The sequence below is a fragment of the Gemmata sp. genome (assembly GCF_051859125.1).
In the GTDB taxonomy this organism is placed as follows: domain Bacteria; phylum Planctomycetota; class Planctomycetia; order Gemmatales; family Gemmataceae; genus Gemmata.
Window position 1 is genome coordinate 1 of sequence record NZ_JBHYGG010000044.1, and the last position, 19790, is coordinate 19790.

The 19790-nt window shown below is 70.6% G+C and carries 11 protein-coding genes; 4 read left to right on the plus strand and 7 right to left on the minus strand.

What is annotated here, in order from left to right; genetic code table 11:
* Positions 1 to 512: 512 nt before the first annotated feature.
* Both ACTIGN_RS05815 and ACTIGN_RS05820 read left to right on the plus strand, forming a co-directional pair.
* Positions 513 to 947 carry an RNA recognition motif domain-containing protein gene (locus tag ACTIGN_RS05815; protein WP_439621865.1) on the plus strand — a complete coding sequence of 145 codons (435 nt, stop codon included), beginning with the start codon at positions 513 to 515 and terminating at the stop codon, positions 945 to 947.
* A gap of 107 nt (positions 948 to 1054) precedes the next feature.
* Entirely contained in the window at positions 1055 to 1639 is a 585-nt protein-coding gene (locus tag ACTIGN_RS05820) for a DUF6940 family protein (protein WP_439621866.1), read from the plus strand.
* A 5-nt stretch (positions 1640 to 1644) separates the two neighbouring features.
* Here the strand turns inward: ACTIGN_RS05820 and ACTIGN_RS05825 are convergent, their stop codons facing one another.
* From ACTIGN_RS05825 to ACTIGN_RS05835, 3 genes are all read right to left on the minus strand, one after another.
* Positions 1645 to 5094: an efflux RND transporter permease subunit gene (locus ACTIGN_RS05825; protein ID WP_439621867.1), complete on the minus strand. Its 3450-nt coding sequence runs from the start codon at positions 5092 to 5094 to the stop codon at positions 1645 to 1647.
* A 51-nt stretch (positions 5095 to 5145) separates the two neighbouring features.
* Positions 5146 to 8649, minus strand: a complete 3504-nt coding sequence (locus ACTIGN_RS05830; RefSeq protein WP_439621868.1) for an efflux RND transporter permease subunit — start codon at positions 8647 to 8649, stop codon at positions 5146 to 5148.
* A 107-nt stretch (positions 8650 to 8756) separates the two neighbouring features.
* The gene (locus ACTIGN_RS05835) at positions 8757 to 9977 is read right to left on the minus strand and encodes an efflux RND transporter periplasmic adaptor subunit (RefSeq protein WP_439621869.1); all 1221 of its coding nucleotides are present in this window, start codon (positions 9975 to 9977) and stop codon (positions 8757 to 8759) included.
* A gap of 125 nt (positions 9978 to 10102) precedes the next feature.
* Here ACTIGN_RS05835 and ACTIGN_RS05840 point away from each other — a divergent pair, with 125 nt between their 5' ends.
* Positions 10103 to 10747 (plus strand): ABC transporter ATP-binding protein, encoded by a 645-nt coding sequence (locus ACTIGN_RS05840; protein ID WP_439621870.1) that lies wholly within the window; start codon positions 10103 to 10105, stop codon positions 10745 to 10747.
* 637 nt (positions 10748 to 11384) lie between these two features.
* Here the strand turns inward: ACTIGN_RS05840 and ACTIGN_RS05845 are convergent.
* From ACTIGN_RS05845 to ACTIGN_RS05860, 4 genes are all read right to left on the minus strand, one after another.
* Positions 11385 to 12944, minus strand: coding sequence for a Gfo/Idh/MocA family protein (locus ACTIGN_RS05845; protein WP_439621871.1), 1560 nt, complete (start codon positions 12942 to 12944; stop codon positions 11385 to 11387).
* Positions 12945 to 13009: 65 nt separating this feature from the next.
* Complete coding sequence (locus ACTIGN_RS05850) at positions 13010 to 13753, minus strand: prolyl oligopeptidase family serine peptidase (protein ID WP_439621872.1); 744 nt, start codon at positions 13751 to 13753, stop codon at positions 13010 to 13012.
* A gap of 351 nt (positions 13754 to 14104) precedes the next feature.
* Positions 14105 to 17953, minus strand: coding sequence for a serine/threonine-protein kinase (locus ACTIGN_RS05855; RefSeq protein WP_439621873.1), 3849 nt, complete (start codon positions 17951 to 17953; stop codon positions 14105 to 14107).
* A 286-nt stretch (positions 17954 to 18239) separates the two neighbouring features.
* On the minus strand, positions 18240 to 18503 hold the full coding sequence (locus ACTIGN_RS05860; protein ID WP_439621874.1) for a hypothetical protein: 264 nt from the start codon (positions 18501 to 18503) through the stop codon (positions 18240 to 18242).
* A gap of 98 nt (positions 18504 to 18601) precedes the next feature.
* Here ACTIGN_RS05860 and ACTIGN_RS05865 point away from each other — a divergent pair, with 98 nt between their 5' ends.
* Complete coding sequence (locus tag ACTIGN_RS05865; protein WP_439621875.1) at positions 18602 to 19729, plus strand: histidine decarboxylase; 1128 nt, start codon at positions 18602 to 18604, stop codon at positions 19727 to 19729.
* Positions 19730 to 19790: the final 61 nt, after the last annotated feature.

Genomic DNA, 19790 nt, shown 5'->3' on the forward strand with positions numbered 1-19790 from the left:
GCGGTCCACGGCCGCATGAAACGAACGTCTACCAACTAATGTGATCCCTACCCGGTCCGGCGGGTTGCGGAAGTGGTGCGGAGAGCGTGGTCCGGCGAGAGCCAAAGCGTATGCCAGATTTCTGAATTTTCGGCTGTGCGGGGTAGGTCGCGCCGGTATAGTTGACGCTTAGTTGGCGGGGGGTGGACCCCGCCAGCAAGGAGGACACCGAACAGGTCCTTTCGCTCGCGTTCTGATCACCTGAGGGGGTCCCCCCCGGATCTGAAGCTGAAGCCTTGCGACAGTTCACTACTGGCAGCAACCGCTCGAAGCTCATCAAGTTGGTCACGTCCGCGGCGGACCCTTCTGAACCTCGCACACCACCCCCTGTTAACACCATATCAGCAGCGGGCGTGGGGTGCTGGCTCGGGCGGCGGACCGGTACGAGTCGTCCTCCCGACCGCGATGGCGCGGCCGGTCCGATGGAGATTCCCGGACGGGTCGGTGAAGGTGACCCGCCGGGGGGGAATGTCATGGCTAGCAAGAATCTGTACGTCGGGAATCTGCCGTTCACCACCACTGAGCAGGAACTGATCGACCTGTTCAGCCAGTACGGCACGGTGACCAAGTCCCAGGTCATCATGGACCGGGAGACCGGCCGGAGCCGCGGGTTCGGGTTCGTCGAAATGTCCAGCGGGGCCGACGAAGCCGTTCAAGCAATGAACAACGCCGAGTACCAGGGCCGCCGGTTGACCGTCAACGAAGCCAAGCCGCGTGAAGAACGTGGCGGCGGCGGCGGCTACGGCGGCGGTGGTGCCGGCGGTAGCCGCGGAGGCTACGGCGGCGGCGGCGGTGGCCGCGGCGCCGGCGGTGGCTACGGCGGCGGCGGCGGTGGCCGCGGCGCCGGAGGTGGCTACGGCGGTGGCGGCGGTGGGGGCGGTTACGGTGGCGGCGGCGGTCGCTCCTGAGCCCCCTTCGAATTCCTGACGACGTGACAACCCCGCGCCCGGCTCCGGTGGAGCCGGGCGCTCGCACTTCCGGGGCACCAACCCCACCCGTTCCGCGAGGCCGTGCGATGTGGGCGTGTCGGACCGAAGACTTGGGCCGCGGCCGCGCCACTCACTACTCAATCGAGTGCGACGCCCGGTACGTGACGTACGCCGACGCGGTGCACCTCTGGCAGCACGACGCCGAGTTCCGGGCGTACTTCAACTCGTTGCTGGCCGCGTCGCCGTTCACCGCGTTCCGGTGGGAGACGCCGCCGGTCACGGCCGCGACCGCGGACCGGGCGTTCGAGTTCGTGCTGCTCGATGCGCCGTCTCTCGAACGCCCCACCGACGCGGAGGCGTTCGCGGAACACTTCACGACGGACGCCGTCGTGTCCTTCCCCAACCTGCGGGGCGACGCGGTGCTGGTGGCCCCCTGCCCCGCGCCCGACGAATCGGCCTACGGCCACCTCGCGGCGTTCGTACGGCACGCCCCGGCACCGCAGCAGCACGCGCTCTGGGCTCGGGTGGGCGAGGAGGCGGCCGTTCGGCTGGGGCTGGAGCCGGTGTGGATCAGCACGGCGGGGGCCGGCGTGTCGTGGCTGCACGTCCGCCTCGACGACACCCCGAAGTACTACGGGCACGCGCCGTACCGGGCCGCACCCGGTCGCTGACCTCGTCAGTGGGGAGCGGGCGGGGCCTCGGGGCCGCTCGGGGCCTCGACCGGGCGGCCGCGGAACCGGGTCCACGTCTCGGTCACGCGGCGGACGGCGACGAAGAACACGGGCGTCAGGAAGATGCCGAACAGCGTGACCCCGAGCATCCCGGCGAACACCGCCGTGCCCAGCGCCCGCCGCATCTCGGCCCCGGCCCCCTCGGCGAGCACCAGCGGCACCACGCCGAACACGAACGCGAAGCTCGTCATCACGATCGGCCGGAACCGCAACCGGCTCGCCTCCATCGCCGCCGCGTACCGGTCCGCCCCGGTGTCGGCCCGCTGCTTCGCGAACTCGACGATCAGGATCGCGTTCTTGCACGCCAGGCCCACGAGTACCACGAACCCGACCTGCGTGAAGATGTTGATGTCCAGCCCGGCCGCCCGCACGCCGACGGCGGCGCTCAGCAGGCACATGGGCACGACGAGGATGACGGCCAGCGGCAGCCCCCAGCTCTCGTACTGCGCGGCCAGCACGAGGAACACCAGCACCACGCTCAGCACGAACGCCTTCACCGCGGTGTCCCGGGTCTGGAGCTGGAGCAGCGCCAGTTCGGTCCACTCGGGCTTCATCGTCGGCGGCAGCCCGCCCGCGGCCCGCTCCATCGCGGCGATCGCCTGCCCGGAGCTGACGCCCGGGGCCGGGGTCGCGTTGATGGACACGGCCGGGTACAGGTTGTACCGCAGCAGCATCACCGGGCCGGTCGTTTCCTTCACCGAGATGAACCCGGCGACCGGCACCATCACCTCCCGCGGGGCCGGCACGGGCCGTCCGGTCGCGCGGGCCCGCTCGGCCGCGGTGCGGTTCTCGGCCTCGACCCGGGCGCTCTTCACCCGGAGCCGCTTGAGGTCCGCGACCTGCTTGCGGAACCGCTCGTCGCCCTGCACGTTCACCTGCCACGTCCGCCCGAACAGGTTGAAGTCGTTGACGTACAGCGACCCGAAGTACACCTGCAGCGCGTTGACGACCTCGGACACCGACACGCCCATCGTCTGGGCCGCGTCGCGGTCAATGTTGAGGGTGAGCCACGGCGTGTCGGCCCGGAACCCGGTGAACACGTCGCGGAGGTCCGGCTCCCGGGCCGCGGCCGCGACGAGCTGGCGGCCGGCGTCCTCGAGTGCCTGCGCGCCGGTCGCGTTCGGGTCCTCGACGATGAGCTTGAACCCGCCGGCGTTCCCCAGGCCGTCCACCGGCGGCGCGCCGAGAACGGTGATCTCCGAGCCCGGCACCGCGGCCCCCAGCTCGCCCTGGAGCTTGGCCGCGATCGCGTCGGCCCCGAGGTCGTGCGCGTGCCGGTTCGGGAAGTCGTCGAGCATCACGTACAGCGTCCCGAAGTTCGGCGCGTTCGTGCCCAGCAGCACCGACTGGCCCGACACCGTGACCGTGTGCAGCACCCCGGGCGTCTTGCGGGCCGTCGCTTCGAGGAGCCGCATCTGCTCCTCGGTGCGGCCGAGCGAGGCCGCGTCCGGCAGCACGACGTTCACGAGCAGGTAGCCCTTGTCCTGCGGCGGGATGAACCCCGCGGGGGTCGTGGTGATGACGTGGTACGTGAGGTACAGGAGCCCGCCGTAGCCGATCAGCACGACGAGCGAGAGCCGCACCGCCCCGGCGACGACGAGCAGGTAGCCCTTCGTGACCCCGTCGAACACGGTGTTGAACCCGCGGAACAGGTAGCCGAGCGTGCGGTTCAGGACGATCCGCAGCACCCACCCCGCCAGCCCGCCGGCGAGCGCGGCGAGCACCGGGACGGCGACCGGCGGCAGGCCCGCGAGCGCCGGCACCCCGCGGAGGTGCCCGGTGAGGAGCCAGTACGCCAGGCCCGCACCCGCGAGCGGGAACGCGACGCGGGGCAGGGGCTCGCTCGCCTCGCCGGGCGGGGTGTGCTTCATGAGCAGCGCGCACAGCGCCGGGCTGAGGGTCAGCGAGTTGAACGCCGACAGCAGCGTGCTCACCGCGATGGTGACCGCGAACTGCCGGTAGAACTCGCCGACGATGCCGGAGATGAACACGCACGGCACGAACACGGCCGTGAGCACCAGCCCGACCGCGATCACCGGCCCGGCGACGGCGTCCATCGCCCTCCCGGTCGCCTCCTTCGGCGAGAGCCCCTCTTCGAGGTAGTGCTGCACCGCCTCGACGACGACGATGGCGTCGTCCACCACGATGCCGACCGCGAGCACGAGGCCGAACAGCGTGAGGTTGTTCACCGAGTACCCGAGCGTGGCCATCGCCGCGAACGTGCCGACGATGGCGACCGGCACCGCGGCCAGCGGGATGATCGCGGCCCGCCACGACTGGAGGAACACGAGCATCACGATGGCGACCAGCACGACCGCGTCGCGGAGCGTGACGAACACCTCGTCGATCGACTCGCGGATGAACGGCGTCGTGTCGTAGACGATGGCGAACTTCACGTTGTCCGGGAACCGGGCGCTCAGCTCCTCCATCTTGGTCCGCACGCGGTCGGCCGTGTTGATCGCGTTGGTCCCCGGGAGCTGGTACACCGACAGCGCGACCGACGGCTTCCCGTTGAGCGTGCAGCTCTGGTCGTAGCTCAGCGCGCCGAGTTCCACCTTGGCCACGTCCTTGAGCCGCACCACGCGCTCGCCGGTCTCGTCCGACTTCAGGATCATCTCGCGGAACTGCTCCTCCGAGGTGAGCCGGCCGAGGGTGTTGATCGCGTACTGGAACGCCTGCTTCGACGGGGCCGGGGGCTGGCCGATCTGCCCGGCCGCGACCTGCGCGTTCTGCTGCTCGATGGCGTGCGTCACGTCGGCCGCGGCGAGCCCCTTGGCCGCGAGTTTTTCGGGGTCGAGCCACACCCGCATCGAGTAGTCGCGCTGGCCCAGGTAGGTGATGTCGCCGACGCCGCCGAGCCGCGCGAGTTCGTCCCGCAACTGGATGGTCGCGTAGTTGCTCAGGTACAGCAGCACCTTCGAGCGGGTGGCCGGGTCGTCGCTCTCGGCCTCGGGGCCGGTCGCGTACAGGTTGATGATCATCAACTGGCTGGGCGACTTCTTCTTCACCGTCACCCCGCGGCGCTTCACCAGGTCGGGCAGCACCGGCTCGGCGAGGTTCACCCGGTTCTGCACCAGCACCTGCGCGATGTTCAGGTCGATCCCCGGCTTGAACGTGACGGTGAGCGTGTACGTCCCGTCGTTCGCGCAGGTCGACGACATGTACATCATGTCCTCGACGCCGTTCACCTGCTGCTCGATCGACGCGGCCACGGTGTCGGCGACGGTCCGCGCGTTCGCCCCCGGGTACACGGCCGACACCTCGATGGTGGGCGGCGTGATGTCCGGGTACTGCGCGACGGGGAGCGAGGTGAGCGCCACGCCCCCGGCGAGTACGACGATGATCGACAGCACCGTGGCGAAGATCGGCCGGTCGATGAAGAAGCGGGTGAACATCGGCGGTCGGGAGTCAGGGGTCGGGGGTCGGAACCACGGGCCGGGGGCGGGTCACTTCGAGAGCGGCGGCCGGGCGCGGCGCACGGCCGCGGTCGCGGCCCTCCGGGCGGCGGCCGCGAGCGGGCGGACGAACTTCAGCCGCAGGGCGTACAGGAGCGCGCCGCTGACCGCCACGACGTACGGGTGCGTCGCGATGCGGCCGTGGGTCACGCGGTCCACGACGTAGAAGAACACCGGGGTGAGCACGACGCCGAACACCGTCACGCCGAGCATCCCGCCGAGGACCGCGATCCCGATGGCCTGCCGCATCTCGGCCCCGGCCCCCTGCGCGATGGCGAGGGGCAGCACGCCGAGCATGAACGCGACGGACGTCATCATGATCGGTCGGTACCGGAGCTTGCACGCGTCGAGCACCGCGGTGCGGAGGTCGGCCCCGCCGTCCCGGGCCACCTTCGCGAACTCGACGATCAGGATCGCGTTCTTGCACGCGAGCCCGATGAGCACCACGAACCCGACCTGCGTGAACACGTTCACGTCCTGCTTCGCGACCCCGGCCGCGGCCATCCACCGGCCCGCGGCCGCGATCGGGCCGGCGTCCACCGCCGCGGCCTGCCGCAGCGCCCAGTCGTTCAGCATGACCCACTGCGGCGCGCCGAGCCCCGCGAGCCACTTGTTCCACTCGGCGACCGTTTGCGCCGCCGACATCGGGTCGGTGAGCCACACGGCCGCGAGCGAACACGCCACGCACACCGGCACCACGAGGATGACCGCGAACGGGAACGCCCAACTCTCGTACAGCGCCGCGAGGACCAGGAACACGAACACGACCGACAGCCCGAACACCAGGGCCCCGGTGTTCCGCGACATCTTTTCGAGGAACGTGAGCTCGGTCCACTCGTACGACATGCGGGCCGGCAGCTCGCGGTCGGCGAGCTTCTCCAGCACCGCGATGCCGTCGCCGGTGCTGGTGCCGGGCGCGATGTTCCCGTTCACCGCCGCGGCCGGGTACATGTTGTACCGCGTGATGACGAGCGGCCCGCTCTTCTCCTTGACCACCAGCACGGTGCCGAGGGGGACCATGCCCCCGGTCTTGTTCCGCACCTTGAGCTTCTTCACGTCCTCGAGTTCGTTGCGGAACGGCGCGTCGGACTGCACGTTCACCTGCCACGTCCGGCCGAACTGGTTAAAGTCGTTCGCGTACCGGCTCCCCATCGTCCCCTGGAGCGTGGCGTACACGTCGGAGAGCTCGAGCCCGCGGGCGGCGCACGCGCCCGGGTCCACGTCGAGGAAGATCTGCGGGGAGTTCGTCTTGAACACGGTGAACAGGCCGACGAGCTGCGGCTGCCGGTTGGCCTGGTCGACGAGGTTCTGGGTCTGGCCCTGCAGGATGTCCGGGCCGACGTCGCCGCGGTCCTCGATCATGATCCGGAACCCGCCGGCCCGCCCGAGCCGGGGCACCGCCGGCGCGCCGAACACGTTCACCTGCGCCTCCGGGGCGGCCCGCGCGAACGCCTCGCGGAGCTTCCCCGCGATCGCGTCGGCGGTGAGCTTCGGCGACCGCCGGTGCTCGAACTGGTCGAGGATCACGAACATCGACCCGAAGTTCGACCCGTAGGCGCTGAGCACGAACGAGTTGCCGGCGATCGCGTTCACGAACTTGACCGGCTGGACCTTCTTGCCGTCGGCGTCGATCTCCAGGTTCAGGGCGACGCGGCTGATGAGCGAGATCACCTCCTGGGTCCGCTCGGAACTCGCCGCGTCGGGCAACTGGATGCTGCACACCAGGTACCCCTTGTCCTGCTGCGGGATGAACCCGGTCGGCATCGTCTGGAACGCGAGCACGCCGCCGCCCACGATCGCCGCGTACCCGACCAGCACCAGCACCGGCACCCGGAGGAACAGCCCGACGAGCTTGACGTACCCGCGGCCCGAGAGGTTGAACGCCCGGTCGAACAGCCGGCCGATCAGGGTCAGGGGCAGGAGGGTGTAGGCGGCGACCGTCGCGAGCCGGCCGCGCCTCGCGCCCTTCGCGTCGGCCTTCAGCAGCAGCGCGCACAGCGCCGGGCTCAGGGTGAGCGAGTTGAACGTCGAGATCAGCGTGCTCGCGGCGATGGTGAGCGCGAACTGCTTGAAGAACGCGCCGACGATGCCGGAGATGAACACGCACGGGAGGAACACGAACGACAGCACCACCCCGACGGCGACGATCGGGCCGGTCACCTCGCGCATCGCCCGGACCGTCGCCTCGCGCGGCGCGTGCCCCTGGTCCAGTTGGTGCTGCACGGCCTCGACGACGACGATGGCGTCGTCCACGACGATGCCGACCGCGAGGATCAGCCCGAACAGCGTCAGCAGGTTCACCGAGAACCCGACGGCGGCCATCGCCGCGAACGTGCCGACGATCGCGACCGGCACCGCGGCCAGCGGGATGATCGCGGCCCGCCAGCTCTGGAGGAACAGCAGCACCACGATCGAGACGAGGATGATCGCGTCGCGGAGCGAATGGAACACCTCGGCGATCGACTCGCGGATGAACGGCGTCGTGTCGTACCCGACCTCGTACTTGATGCCGGGGGGGAAGTCCTTGCTCAGCCGGTCGATCGTGCTCACGACCGCGTCGCGGGTCTCCAGCGCGTTGCAGTCCGGCAGCACGAAGATCGCCAGGCCCACGGTCGGCTTGTCGTTGAACCGGTTCGACACGTCGGACGCCTTGGCCCCGAGTTCGACGCGGCGGCTGACGTCCCTGATGCGCACCAACTGCCCGGCCGGGCCGACCTTCACGACGATCCGGCCGAACTCTTCGGGCTCGCTCAGCCGGCCGACCCCGTCGATGGTGAACTGGTACGGCTGGTCGCCCCCGGCCGGCGGCTGCCCCACCTGGCCGGCGGCGAGCGGCAGGTTCTGGGCGCGCACGGCCGCGACCACGTCCGGGGCGGTGAGGCTCAGCCCGGCCAGTTTGTCGGGGTCGAGCCACACCCGCATGGCGTAGTCGCGGATGCCGAAGATGGTGACGTCGCTGATCCCCGGCTGCCGCTGGAGCTCCTCGCGGAGCTTCAGCACCGAGTAGTTACTGAGGAACAACTGGTCGTAGCGGCCGTTCGGGTACCCCGCCTCGGGCGGCGACGTGATCCCGACGGTAAGGAGCAGTTCCGGCGACCGCTTGCGGGTGGTGACGCCGGTCGCGCGGACCACATCGGGGAGTTGCGGCATGGCGAGGTTGACGCGGTTCTGCGTGCGGACCTGGGCCATGTTCAGGTCGGTGCCGGGCTGGAACGTGATCGTGCAGGTGTAGCTCCCCTCGCTCGTGCACTGCGAGTTCATGTACAGCATGTCCTCGACGCCGTTGACCTGCTGCTCGATCGGGGCGGCGATGGACTGCGACACGACGAGGGCGCTGGCCCCGGGGTAGTTGCAGTCGATCTGGATCGTGGGCGGGGCCACGTCCGGGTACTGCGCGACGGGCAGGGTCGTGAGCGCGACCGCCCCGGCCAGGGTGATGAACACCGAGAGCACGGCCGCGAAGATCGGGCGGTCGATGAAGAACCTGGGGATCATCGGCTGGCGCGAGTGGGTGTTGAGGGGGCGGGCCGGGGGAATCCGCCCCCCAAGTGAATCGCGAACGCAAGACCTCGGGGACCGACGCCCCCGCTCGGCGGGCCGCGTCAGTCCACGACCTTCACGTGCGGCGGCGGGGCGACCTCGACCCCGAGCGGGCCGAGCGCCGGGTCCGCGCCGGGGCGGAACCCCTTCGCCGTCGTCGGCGTCACCTCGGTGCCGGTCCGCACCCGCAGGAGCCCCTCCACGACGATCCGGTCGCCGGGCTTGACCCGCTGCTCGGGCTTCATCTTCTCGTTCTCGATGACCCGGTACTCGCCGTGCTGCGCCCCGACCTCGACGTCGCGCTGCTCGACCTTGTTCTCGGGGGTCACCACGAACAGGTACTTCCGCCCCTGGTTGGTGCCGAGCGCCTTCTCCGGGACGAGCAGCGCCTGCCGCGGGTTGCCGATCGGGAGCCGCACGCGGACGAACTGCCCCGGCGACAGCATGTACCGCGGCTGCCGCTCTATCTCGGGGTTGGTCAGGAGCGCCCGCAGGCGGAGGGTGCCCGTGCCGACGTCGATCTGGTTGTCGCGGAACACGATGTGGCCCCGCAGCGGGAAGTCGTCCTCGTCGCTGGCCAGGCCGATCTGCACGTACCGCGTCGTCTCGCGGGACGACCGGATCTCGCCCTTCCGGATGAGGTCGCGGAGCCGGAGCACGGTCCGCTCGTCGATGTCGAACGCGACGTAGATCGGGTCGAGCGCGACGAGCGTGGTCAGGAGCGTGTCGTCGGCCCGCACGAGGTTCCCGGGGTCCACCATGCGGCGGCTGAGGCGGCCCGCGAACGGGGCGGCGACGCGGGTGAACTTCAGGTTCGTCTCGGCGAGTTCGAGCACGGCCGCCGCGTACGCGATGTCGGCCTCGGCCTCGTCGAGCTGCCCCTGGGCGGTGTCGAGCGCGTCCTTGCCGGCGATCCCCTTGTCGTAGCTCGACTTCACGCGGTCGTGGAGCAGCGCCATCGTCTTGTAGTGCTTCTCGGCCTTGAGGAGCGCCGCGCTGCCGCGGTCGTACTCGGCCTTGTACACCCGGGGGTCGATGTCGAACAGCGGCTCGCCGGACATCACGTCGGTGCCGTCGGCGAAGTGGACCTTGTCCAGGTACCCGGTGACCCGGGACCGGAGTTCGACGACCTTGAACGGCTCCGTGCGGCCCGTGAAGTCCTCGTAGTCGGAGACCGTCCGCACGATGGGAGTCGTGACGGTGACGCTCTGCGGCTTCTGGGGGGCGGGGTCGGGAGCCTTGCGGGCGCACCCGGCGAGGGTGGCCGCGGTTGCCAGAGACATGGCGACAAAGCGGAGGAATGTCGTCATAATGCGGTCCGGAGCACGGGAGGAGGACTGTGCCAGTACCGGATACCGGGACTCGGGTTCGGGCTTACACCGAAGGCCGGGATCGGCTGGGGGACGGCGTGGAACTGCGGTTCGAGAACGCGTCACTGACCTACCCGCCAGGAGTTCACGCACTCGCCAGCGTACGCCTCCGGGTCGCGTCCGGCGAATGTGTCGCGGTCGTGGGACCGAGCGGCGGCGGAAAGACGACGCTCCTTCGCCTCGCAGCCGGGTTGGAGCCGCCGACAACGGGCAGCGTCTGGCACGGATCGCGGCGGGTCTCGGAGATCGCCCCGGACGCGCGCGGCGTGGCGCTGGCGTTCCAGGTTCCCGCGGTCTACCCGCACCTCACGGCCGGCGAGAACCTCGCGTTCCCGCTCCGCTACCACCCGGTCCCAACGGCCGAAGCGTCGCGGTTGGTCGCGGACGTGGCCGCCGCGTTCGGGCTGTCGGAACTGCTCGGCCGGAAGCCGCACGAGCTCTCGGGGGGCGAGCGGCAGCGCGTCGCGCTCGGCCGGTGCCTCGTTCGCCGGCCCGCAGTTCTGCTGCTCGACGAACCGCTCGGTCAACTCGACGTGCCGCTGCGGGCCGCCGTTCGCGAGGCGATCCTGACCCGGTGCCGCGCCCGCGGAACGACGGTGCTGTGGGTAACGCACGACCCCGCGGAAGCCGCCGCGGTCGGCGACCGCGTCGTGGAGGTGCGAGCGGGTCGGTTGAGTGAGTGATGTCCCGCGCCACCCCTCGCCGATGAACTCCGATTTCGCCAAATCAACCTAATTCTTGCGGACAAATTTATATCAGATCGCCCAACGCGTTATCGAGTTGGGATTTGAGATGATTCATGCGGTACATGAACCACAACGCCTCCCGGACAAATTGGTGTTTGAGTTTGGCCTATCGAGCCAACTTGCAAACGGCACAAACGGCCCGTTCGGAGCCAGGATTTGCGACTGTTCCACAGACGAAGTGGCCTCCCTCGATGTGAAAGACAACGAGCGGCGAGGTGTGCCCTCGCCGCTCGCGTCGCTTCGGGTGCAGTTTACTTCTGGACCTGGGCCGCGGAGGGCTCACGGCACCGCCGGCCGAACGTCACCGTGGCCAAGAACGGAACCACGACCGGCGGGGTTGCTCCAGACCGTTCTTGGCCACGGTGACGTTCGGCCGATAGCGGTGCTGGAACAGCCCTCCCCGGGACGCGTGACGGACCATTTGCTCGGGCGACGCAACATCGCCCTGCTGCAAGGCAGCGAGCTAAACCACACCCTCAGTTCAAGAAATTCCAAGCACGAATCACGAAATTCGAAACGAAGCAGAAGCGTCGGCCATTCTGTTCATTCGAAGTTCGTGCTTCGAATGTCGAGCTTACGAGCCGGCCGGTTCCTTGCCGTCGACCCACGGGCCTTCGAGCTTCTGGTACGCCGGCGGGGTGAGGAGGCTCCCCTTCTCGCCGCCCTCCCAGCCGATGATCTGGTTCGGCTTGCCGCGCTTCTTGCTGCGGGCCTCCCACTGCTGCGCCCAGGTCGCGTCGGCGTCGCGGACCGCGCGCTTCTCCTTGTCCCAGAACAGCACCTTGCCCTGGCGGTAGCTCTGGACGCCCATGTTCACCGTGGTGAACGCGGCCGCGCCGAGTTCCGGGGTGCTGAGGGTCTGGCGGTTCTTCTTGGCGACGCAGTCGAGGAAGTTGGCCCACAGGGCGTAGGTCGCGCTGGTCTCGACGCCGGCCTGCTTCTGCGCGGCGGCCGGGTTCTCGAACGTGTGGACCGGCTTCTCCTGGCCGTTGTCGCTCTTCGGCTTGGCCGGGCCGCCGGCGACGCTCTGGCCGTACACCTCGAACCCCTTGATGTAGTCGCCGCCGCCCACGAACTTGATCGTCGCCAGGTGGCCGCGGATCATCTCGCCGAGCTGCACGTCGTTGCACATCGTCGCGGAGACGACGAACTGGCACCCCTCGTCGTAGTCGGCGACGACGGTCGCGGTGTCGGGCACGTCGCGGGTGTCGTACTCCATGTAGATGCCGCCGGCCCCGACCACGCGGGCCGGGAACTTCACGCCCATCGCCGCGATCAGGTGCGTCGTCTGGTGGACGAACAGGTCGGTGAACATGCCGCCGCCGAACGGCCAGTAGCACCGCCACTGCGCCCACACGGCGCGGTCGAACGGCACCTCCTTCGGGGTCGGGCCGAGCGGCTCGCCGTCCACGCCCTTGACCTGGTGGCCGAGCCACATGTCCCAGTCGACCGTCTTCGGCGACATCTCCTTCGTGAGCGGGTAGTACCGCCACTGGCCGACGCTGCTGTTGCGGAAGTAGCTCGTCTGGCCCTGGAGCACGTGGCCGATGTTGCCGGTCTTGATGTACTCGTAGGCGGCCAGCCACGTCGGGTCGGCCATCGACTGCACGCCGACGGTGACGACCCGGTTGTGCTTGACCGCGGCGTCGACCACCGCGATCGCTTCGGGGATGGTCCGCGTCATGGGCTTCTCCATGTACACGTCCTTCCCGTTCTCGAGCGCGTCGATCGCCATGCGGGCGTGCCAGTGGTCCGGCGTGGCGATGCACACCGCGTCCACGTCCTTGGCGGTGATGATCTTCCGGTAGTCCTTGGTGACGTGGTCCTTGTCGTCGGCCTTAAGCCCGCACCGCTCGGCCGACGGGTACAGGCCGCGGCCCTTGATGACGTTCGGGACCACCTGGCCGTCCCACACGTCGCACACGGCGACCGGTTCGACCGGCTTGCCGAGTTCCTTCATCTTCAGGACGACGTCGATGTGCTGCTGGCACCGGCCGCCGACGCCGAGGAACCCGACGCGGACCTTGCCGTTGGCCCCCTGGATCTTGGCGTAGCTGGCGGCGGGCAGCGACAGGGCGGCCCCGGCGGCCGCGCTGCCGGCGATGAACGACCGGCGGTTGACTGGGTTCGACACGGGAGGTTCTCCTATTGGGATCAATGGAAGAGCCCACCCGTCGCGACGGGTGGGCGCGGGTGGTGTTACTTCGTCTTCTGTTCGAGCAGCCACGTGTAGAGGTCGCCGGTGCCGTAGGCGGCGTCCCACGAGTTGTGGCCGACCTTGGGGTACTCGGTGTACTTGGGGCTGCCGCCGGCCTTCTTGATCGCCTCGATCATCTCGCGCGACCCCTCCACCTTGACGGCCGTGTCGGCGTCGCCGTGGAAGGCCCAGACGGGCAGGTTCTTGAGCTTTTCCGCGGCCTTCGGGTCGCCCCGGCCGCAGACCGGGGCGATCGCCGCGAACCGGTCGGGCGCGGCCGTCGCGATGCTCCACGTCCCCATCCCGCCCATACTCAGGCCGGTGAGGTACTGCCGCTTCGGATCGACCTTGTACTCCTTCGCCACCTCGTCGAGCATCGCGAGCGCCCGCTTCGCGTTCGGGCTCTCGGCCCCCCAGCCGAAGCCCTCCGCCCGCGGGATGACGACGAGGAACGGGAAGTCCTTCTCGCGCTTCTTGATCGCCGGCCCGAGGCCGACCTCAACGGGCAGCTTGCCGCCCTTCTTCTCGGTCTTGGTCTCGCCCGCCCCGTGCAGGAACAGGATGACCGGGTACTCCTTCTTCCCGTCGTAGTCCTTCGGCACGAACACGACGTACGGGGACGTGGTGCCGTCGGCGTTCTTGAAGGTCTTGTCGATGAACCCGGTCGCGGGGGCGTCGGCGGCGATTGCGATTGCGGGGCAAAGGACGAGAGCGAGGGCGAAGACGAGACAAGCCCGGCTGAACATTGCGGGAAACTCCGGAGAGGCGAGGCGAAGTACCCACAGCGTATCAGACCGGGTTTCCGGTCGCCACAGGCTGGGTGGGAAATGCCGTGATGATTCGCGGGCCGCGCCGCGGGGCTCCCGGTCGGGCAACCTGGGCGACGGGGCGCGGTGTCGCATCTCTTCTGTAGCCGGCCTCGGTGAGGTCGGGCCTGGACTACTCGCGGAACACCGGCCTCACAGAAGCCGGTTACAGTGCGGAGATGAAGCCGATTTCTGTAGCCGGCCTCTGTGAGGCCGGTGCTTGGGGACTCCCCGGGGCCCGGCCTCACCGAGGCCGGCTACAGAACAGCCACGAATGAATCGAACTTGGTATCACTCGCGGTCGGCGGCGGGCGACGGGAGCGCCTCGACCTTCGCCCCGGCGTCGGCGGCCCGTGCGCCGGTGACGTCGGGGAAGTCGATCGCCTTGACGACCGCGTCGAGGGGCCGGGCCGCGCCCAGGTCGTGGATGCCGCCGGGGGGCTTCTCGAACACCACCTTGCCGACCGGCCGGCCGTCCTTCTCGCCGGAGAAGGTGATCCACTGGTCCCAGGTGAGTTCCTTGAGCGCCCCGCCGTCGCCGTCGGGCCGGAGGACCATGACCGCGGCCTTGTCGTCGAAGTTCGCGTACCGGTTCGCGGTCTGCACCTTCCACTCGAGCACGGCCTTGGCCTCGGTCGCGTCGATGCCGTCGAGCTCGACGAGCGGCCGCCCGGCGTTGGGCACGGCCGCGAACAGGCACTCGTCGGCGTGGACCTCCAGGGGCACGAGCCCGCTGACCCGCATCTCGCCGGCCCGCGCGCCGCGCATCTCGACGAGCGGCCCGCCGACGAACGCCGTCACCCGGGAGAGCCGCAGCGACGACCGCGCCCCGAGGTTCACCTTGCCGCCGGGCTCCGCGAGGAACAGCGGGCCGTCGAGCGCGGCCAGCGACTGGTCGACCTCGACCCTCACGGCGCGGCTCACCGGGCTCCACACGCCGCGGCCCTTCCCGCGGAACACGCACCGCTCGAACTTGAGGGTCGGCTCGGGCCGGGGGCCGGGGTCCATCGCCATCACCTTGTCCGGGTCCGCGAGGTGGACCGCGGCGGCCCTCGAGTCGTCCTCCTCGGCCAGCGTGAACACGCAGTCCTTGAACGAGCACGCCCGGCCGCCGATGACCGTGACGGCGGCCACGACCTGCGCGTTCCGCGGCCGCGCCGGCTTGAGGACGAACTGGACCCCCTCGAACGCGACCTCGCCGTTGACGAGGCGGAACAGGGTCTGGTCGAGCTTGTCGTTGCCCGGGGCGGCCAGGACCGGGGCGAACCCGCGGTCGGCCCGGAACGTGAGGCGGAACTCGCCGGCCCCGTTGCGGGCCTTCTCCAGGTCGACGGTCTTCTCCAGCGGGAGCAGCCCGTTGTGGCGGATCAGGATCGTGTCGCCCGGCCGGGCGAGCGTCAGCAGGTAGGCGAGGTCGTGGTGGGTGTCCTTCGGGGGCGGCTGCTCGTCGCGGGCGAGGTCCGGGAACCACACGAGCTGCCGGGGCTCGGCCGACGAGGTCTTCGGCGGGGGCGGGAACCCGCCGAACAGGTCGGGGTACGCCCGCCACCGGACCAGCCCGTCCGGGTTCGAGAACTGCGCGCCGATCACCTTTTCCTCGGCGGTCGTGAACAGCGCCGCGTCGGTGAGCTTGAGCCGGAACGCGCGCCACGGGTCGCGGGTGCCGACCAGTTTCCCGGGGTCGGGCTCGGCCCACGGTCGCTGCGCGAGTTGGACCGCGGCCGCGTCCGCGACCGGCAGCTCCTCGGTCTTGCACTCCTCGAACGTCAGGAACCGCGGCTCGCCGCCGACCGTCAGGCCCAGGGCCGCGACGCCGTAGTAGGCGTTCCGCCGGGCGCGGTCGCCCGTCACCTCGCCGTCGAACCGCGTGTCCGCCCGGCTCCCGCCGCACCGCACGACGGCGGCGCGGCCCAACAGGCGGCCGGTGAGGAACGACCCGGGCGACCCGACGGGGGCGAACACGCAGTGCCCGGCCGTCACCCGCACGGCGCGCGGCCCGCTCGCGGGACCGGGGGCGACGTTCCGCACCGCCGCGGAGTCCTGGTCGAACAGGAACGACGACCGGTCGAGGCGGACGCTCACGCCCTGCGCCGGGCCGGCCTCGGTGGCCGGGCCGGGGGGCCGCGACTCGCCCACCTGCACCGCCGCCTCGTGCGGGCCGAACCCGCAGTCGGCGACCGTGGCGTCGCACCAGTCGGGGAGCCACAGGCCGAAGCTGTGCGCCGCGAACACGCACCGTTCGAAGCGGACCTTTGCGCGGTCGCGGCCCGGCCTCGTGCGGCCGATCCGCACGGCCCCGACCCCGCGGGGCGCGGCGAAGCTGCAATCGGAGACGTGGACCCGGGCGGCCTCGGGGAACAGGAGCCCCACGGCCCCGGCGATCCCCTTGTCGTCGCCGTCGAGCGGCTTCTCAACCTCGAACCGCACGCCCGAGACGGACACGTCGGTCGCGGCCGGGAGCACGAACACGCCCGGTCGCGGGGTGGCGGGCGACGCGGTGAGGTCGGCGGACCCGGCCCGGACGCGGACCACGGCCGGCGTACGCACCGACCCGGTCAGTTCGAGTTCCCTCCCCCTGAACAGCAGGGGCGCGGGGTACTTCGTGAGGTCGATCTCGGCCCCGGCCGCGAGTTGCACCCGCGTCGGGCCGTCGGGGGCCGCGTCGGCCAGCCGGGCGGCGAACTGCTCCGCCGTGCGGACCCCGCCCTCCTCCTCGACCGGTCCGGCCGGCGGCGGCACGACCGGGTCGGTGCCCGGGTCCGGCGGCACGGGCCGCGGGCCGCCCTTGTCGACGAGCGCCCACGGCGGGGCCGTCGCCTTCGGGACCGAGCTGCCGCCCGACATCGCGAGGGCGGCGACCGCGACCGCGACGCTGGCGGCCCCGACGAGGAGCCCCCACCGGACCCGCGGGGGCTGCGGCAGCGCGCTCTGCTGGACGACGGCGCGGACCACCGAGTCCCGCTCGATCGCGTCCGACGACAACTGGAGCCGCTCGGCCGTGCCCTTCAGGTACGCGATGAGTTCCTGTGGCGTCTGGTACCGCTTCGCGGGGTCCTTCGCCATCATCCGCCCGAGGACGATCACCACCTCGTCGGGGATCGCGGCGTTGAGCTGCCGCGGGTCGAGCGGCTCGGTGTACTGGTGCGCGTGGAGCTTCTTCGCGGCCGTCCCCTCGGGGACCGGGGGCCGGCCGGTGAGGGCGTGGTAGAACGCGCACCCGAGCGAGTAGATGTCGCTCCGCACGTCGGCCCGCCGCGGGTCGAGCGCCTGCTCGGGCGAGATGTAGTCGAACGTTCCGAGGGTGACGCCGGACTGGGTGACGCCGCCGTGGCCCGCGGCGTCGAGCTGGCGGGCCAGGCCCATGTCCACGATCTTCGCGCGGCCGTCCGGGGTGATGACGATGTTCGACGGCTTGATGTCGCGGTGGACCACGCCCCGCTCGGCGGCGTGCGCGAGCCCGGCGGCGACCTGGATCATGTACCCGATGCACTCGCGGGCCGGGAGCGGCCCGCGGCGGTCGATCATGACCCGCATGTTGATGCCCTCGACGAACTCGAAGGCGATGAAGTACAGCCCCTGGTCCTCGCCGCACGAGTACACGCGGGCGACGTTCTCGTGGTCGAGCAGCGCCGCGGCGCGGGCCTCCTGCTTGAACCGGATCACGCTCTCGGCGTCGCGAGCCGACTCGGGCGGGAGGATCTTCAGCGCGACGGTGCGGTTCAGCTCCAGGTCGCGGGCCCGGAGCACGGCCGCCATGCCGCCGGCCCCGACCGCCTCGATCAGCTCGTAGTGCCCGAGCCGGCGGCCGGCGACGAGCGGCTGCTGGCCCATCGCCTGCATCCGGGTGACCGACGACCCGGAGTGCTGCGGCGCGCCGTTCTTCTGGGTGATGACCGTGGGGGCGTCGTCGTCGTCCGGGGCGGCGGGCGGCCCGGCCGGGTGCGGGCCGTCGGCACCAAGGGTGATTTGGCAGGACGAGCCGGTCCGGGCGAAGACTTCGGACAGGGATTCGGGAGCGGCCCGGGTGGCGCCGTCGCGGGAGGAAACGCTCGACCCCACCTTGGGAACGGGGTCGTTCACCCCCGCTTCGCGCTTCCGCGAGGACGGCCGGCCGTTCGGGTCGGGCGGGGGTGGGGGCATTCCGGTCGCACCGTTGAGTGGGGCAGGGCCCGCAACTGGTTGTACCGCACTGCGCCGCCGGATGAGGGGAGCGGCGACCCGGCGCCCGGCCCCGCTCGCGCCAGTGGAACTGGCGGTTCGGTTCGGGCGTCGGACTCATCGAGGTGGCGCGGGCATCTTCCCGCGGCTCGTGAAGAGCAGCTCGATGTCACAGTATAGCGGCCGTTTCGGCCCCCTGTCAATTCTCAGACCGCGCCCGACCGCCGGTGAACGGTCGGGGCGCGGTGCGATTCTTCCGGAGCCGTCGTTACGCCGCGGTGGTGCCTTCGTTTCGCGACGGTTTCAAGTAGTCGGCGAGGGTTTGGGCGAGGCTCTTCCCGACGCCGGGGAGCCGCTCGATCGCCCCGATGCCGCCGGACCGGACGAGGTCCGAGAGCTCGTGCGGGAGCGCGAGGACCGTCATGGCGGCTTGCCGGAAAGCCCGCACCCGATACAGGTTATCCCGTTGCTCGGCGAGGCGGGTCGCGCGCTCGCGGAGTTTTTGCGAGATTTCACGGTTCGTCAGGATCATGGCGGCTCCTCCGTGGTGCGTCACTCGGCCGAATTATACCACCGTACATCATGATGTACACATCGCCAGTTCCCATCAAGCAGAAAAAAGGGATTCTGATGCCCGAGCACCTCACGGCCGCCGACGCGCAGCGGCTCGACGACCTGTTCGACCGCCTCAAAGTCGGCGGCGAGCGGCTCCTCGGTTACCCCGCCGACACGGGGTTCGACTTCTCACCGCTGTACCGGTTCCTGTCGCTGCACCTGAACAACCTCGGGGACCCGTTCCGCACCCGCAGCACCGAGCACCACACCCACGAGTTGGAGCGCGAGGTCGTCACGCAGTTCGCTCGGTGGGCCGGCGCCCCGGAGAGCGACGTGTGGGGGTACGTCACCAGCGGGAGCACGGAGGGGAACCTGCACGGGCTGTTCCTCGCCCGCGAGTTGTTCCCCGACGGAGTCGTGTACCACTCCGCCGACTCGCACTACTCGGTGGGCAAGGCCGTGCGGCTCCTGCGGGTCGAGGCGCGCGTCGTGCGGAGCCGGTCCGACGGGTGCCTCGACCTCGACCACTTGGGCGACGAGGTGCGCCGGCACCCGGGTCGCCCGGCGGTCGTGGTCGCGAACGTCGGCACCACGATGAAGGCGGCGATCGACGACCTCCCCGGTGTCTTCACCGTCCTCGCCGATTGCGGTGCGGACCGGCGGTACGTCCACGCCGACGCCGCACTGAGCGGGCTGCTGCTGCCGTTCCTCGACGGCGCGCCGCCGTGGGACTTCGCCGCCGGCGCGGACAGCATCTCGGTGAGCGGCCACAAGATGCTCGGGTGCCCGTTCCCGTGCGGGGTTTCGCTGGCGCGGGCGGCACACGTCGGGCGGATCGGCCGCGAGGTCGCGTACACCGCGTCGCTGGACACGACGATCTCCGGCTCGCGGAACGCCTTCGCCCCGCTGTTCCTGTGGTACGCGCTGCGGGCGCTGGGCGCGGAGGGGTTCCGCACGCGGGCGCGGCGGTGCCTGGAGCTGGCGGATTATGCGTGCGAGAAGTTGACGGCGGCGGGGGCGCGCGCATGGCGGCACCCGCACGCGAACACGGTGGTGTTCGACCGGCCCGCGGACGCGGTGGTTCGGAAGTGGCACCTCGCGACCGAGGGCCCGCTCGCGCACATCGTTGCGATGCCGCACGGGACGCGGGAGCAGATCGACGAGTTGGCGGGGGACGTGGCGGAGCAGCGCCCGGCCGGGTGAGCCCGGCGTTGCTCCCACGAAATAGTCCCGCGGGTGCGAGTTCTTCTGGCCTACGCGGCTG

Bases quoted from the DNA above. Each gene is read 5' to 3' on its own strand.
- ACTIGN_RS05815 (WP_439621865.1), top strand. From the start codon at position 513: ATGGCTAGCAAGAATCTGTACGTCGGGAATCTGCCGTTCACCACCACT.
- ACTIGN_RS05820 (WP_439621866.1), top strand. From the start codon at position 1,055: ATGTGGGCGTGTCGGACCGAAGACTTGGGCCGCGGCCGCGCCACTCAC.
- ACTIGN_RS05825 (WP_439621867.1), bottom strand. From the start codon at position 5,094: ATGTTCACCCGCTTCTTCATCGACCGGCCGATCTTCGCCACGGTGCTG.
- ACTIGN_RS05830 (WP_439621868.1), bottom strand. From the start codon at position 8,649: ATGATCCCCAGGTTCTTCATCGACCGCCCGATCTTCGCGGCCGTGCTC.
- ACTIGN_RS05835 (WP_439621869.1), bottom strand. From the start codon at position 9,977: ATGTCTCTGGCAACCGCGGCCACCCTCGCCGGGTGCGCCCGCAAGGCT.
- ACTIGN_RS05850 (WP_439621872.1), bottom strand. From the start codon at position 13,753: ATGTTCAGCCGGGCTTGTCTCGTCTTCGCCCTCGCTCTCGTCCTTTGC.
- ACTIGN_RS05855 (WP_439621873.1), bottom strand. From the start codon at position 17,953: ATGCCCCCACCCCCGCCCGACCCGAACGGCCGGCCGTCCTCGCGGAAG.
- ACTIGN_RS05860 (WP_439621874.1), bottom strand. From the start codon at position 18,503: ATGATCCTGACGAACCGTGAAATCTCGCAAAAACTCCGCGAGCGCGCG.
- ACTIGN_RS05865 (WP_439621875.1), top strand. From the start codon at position 18,602: ATGCCCGAGCACCTCACGGCCGCCGACGCGCAGCGGCTCGACGACCTG.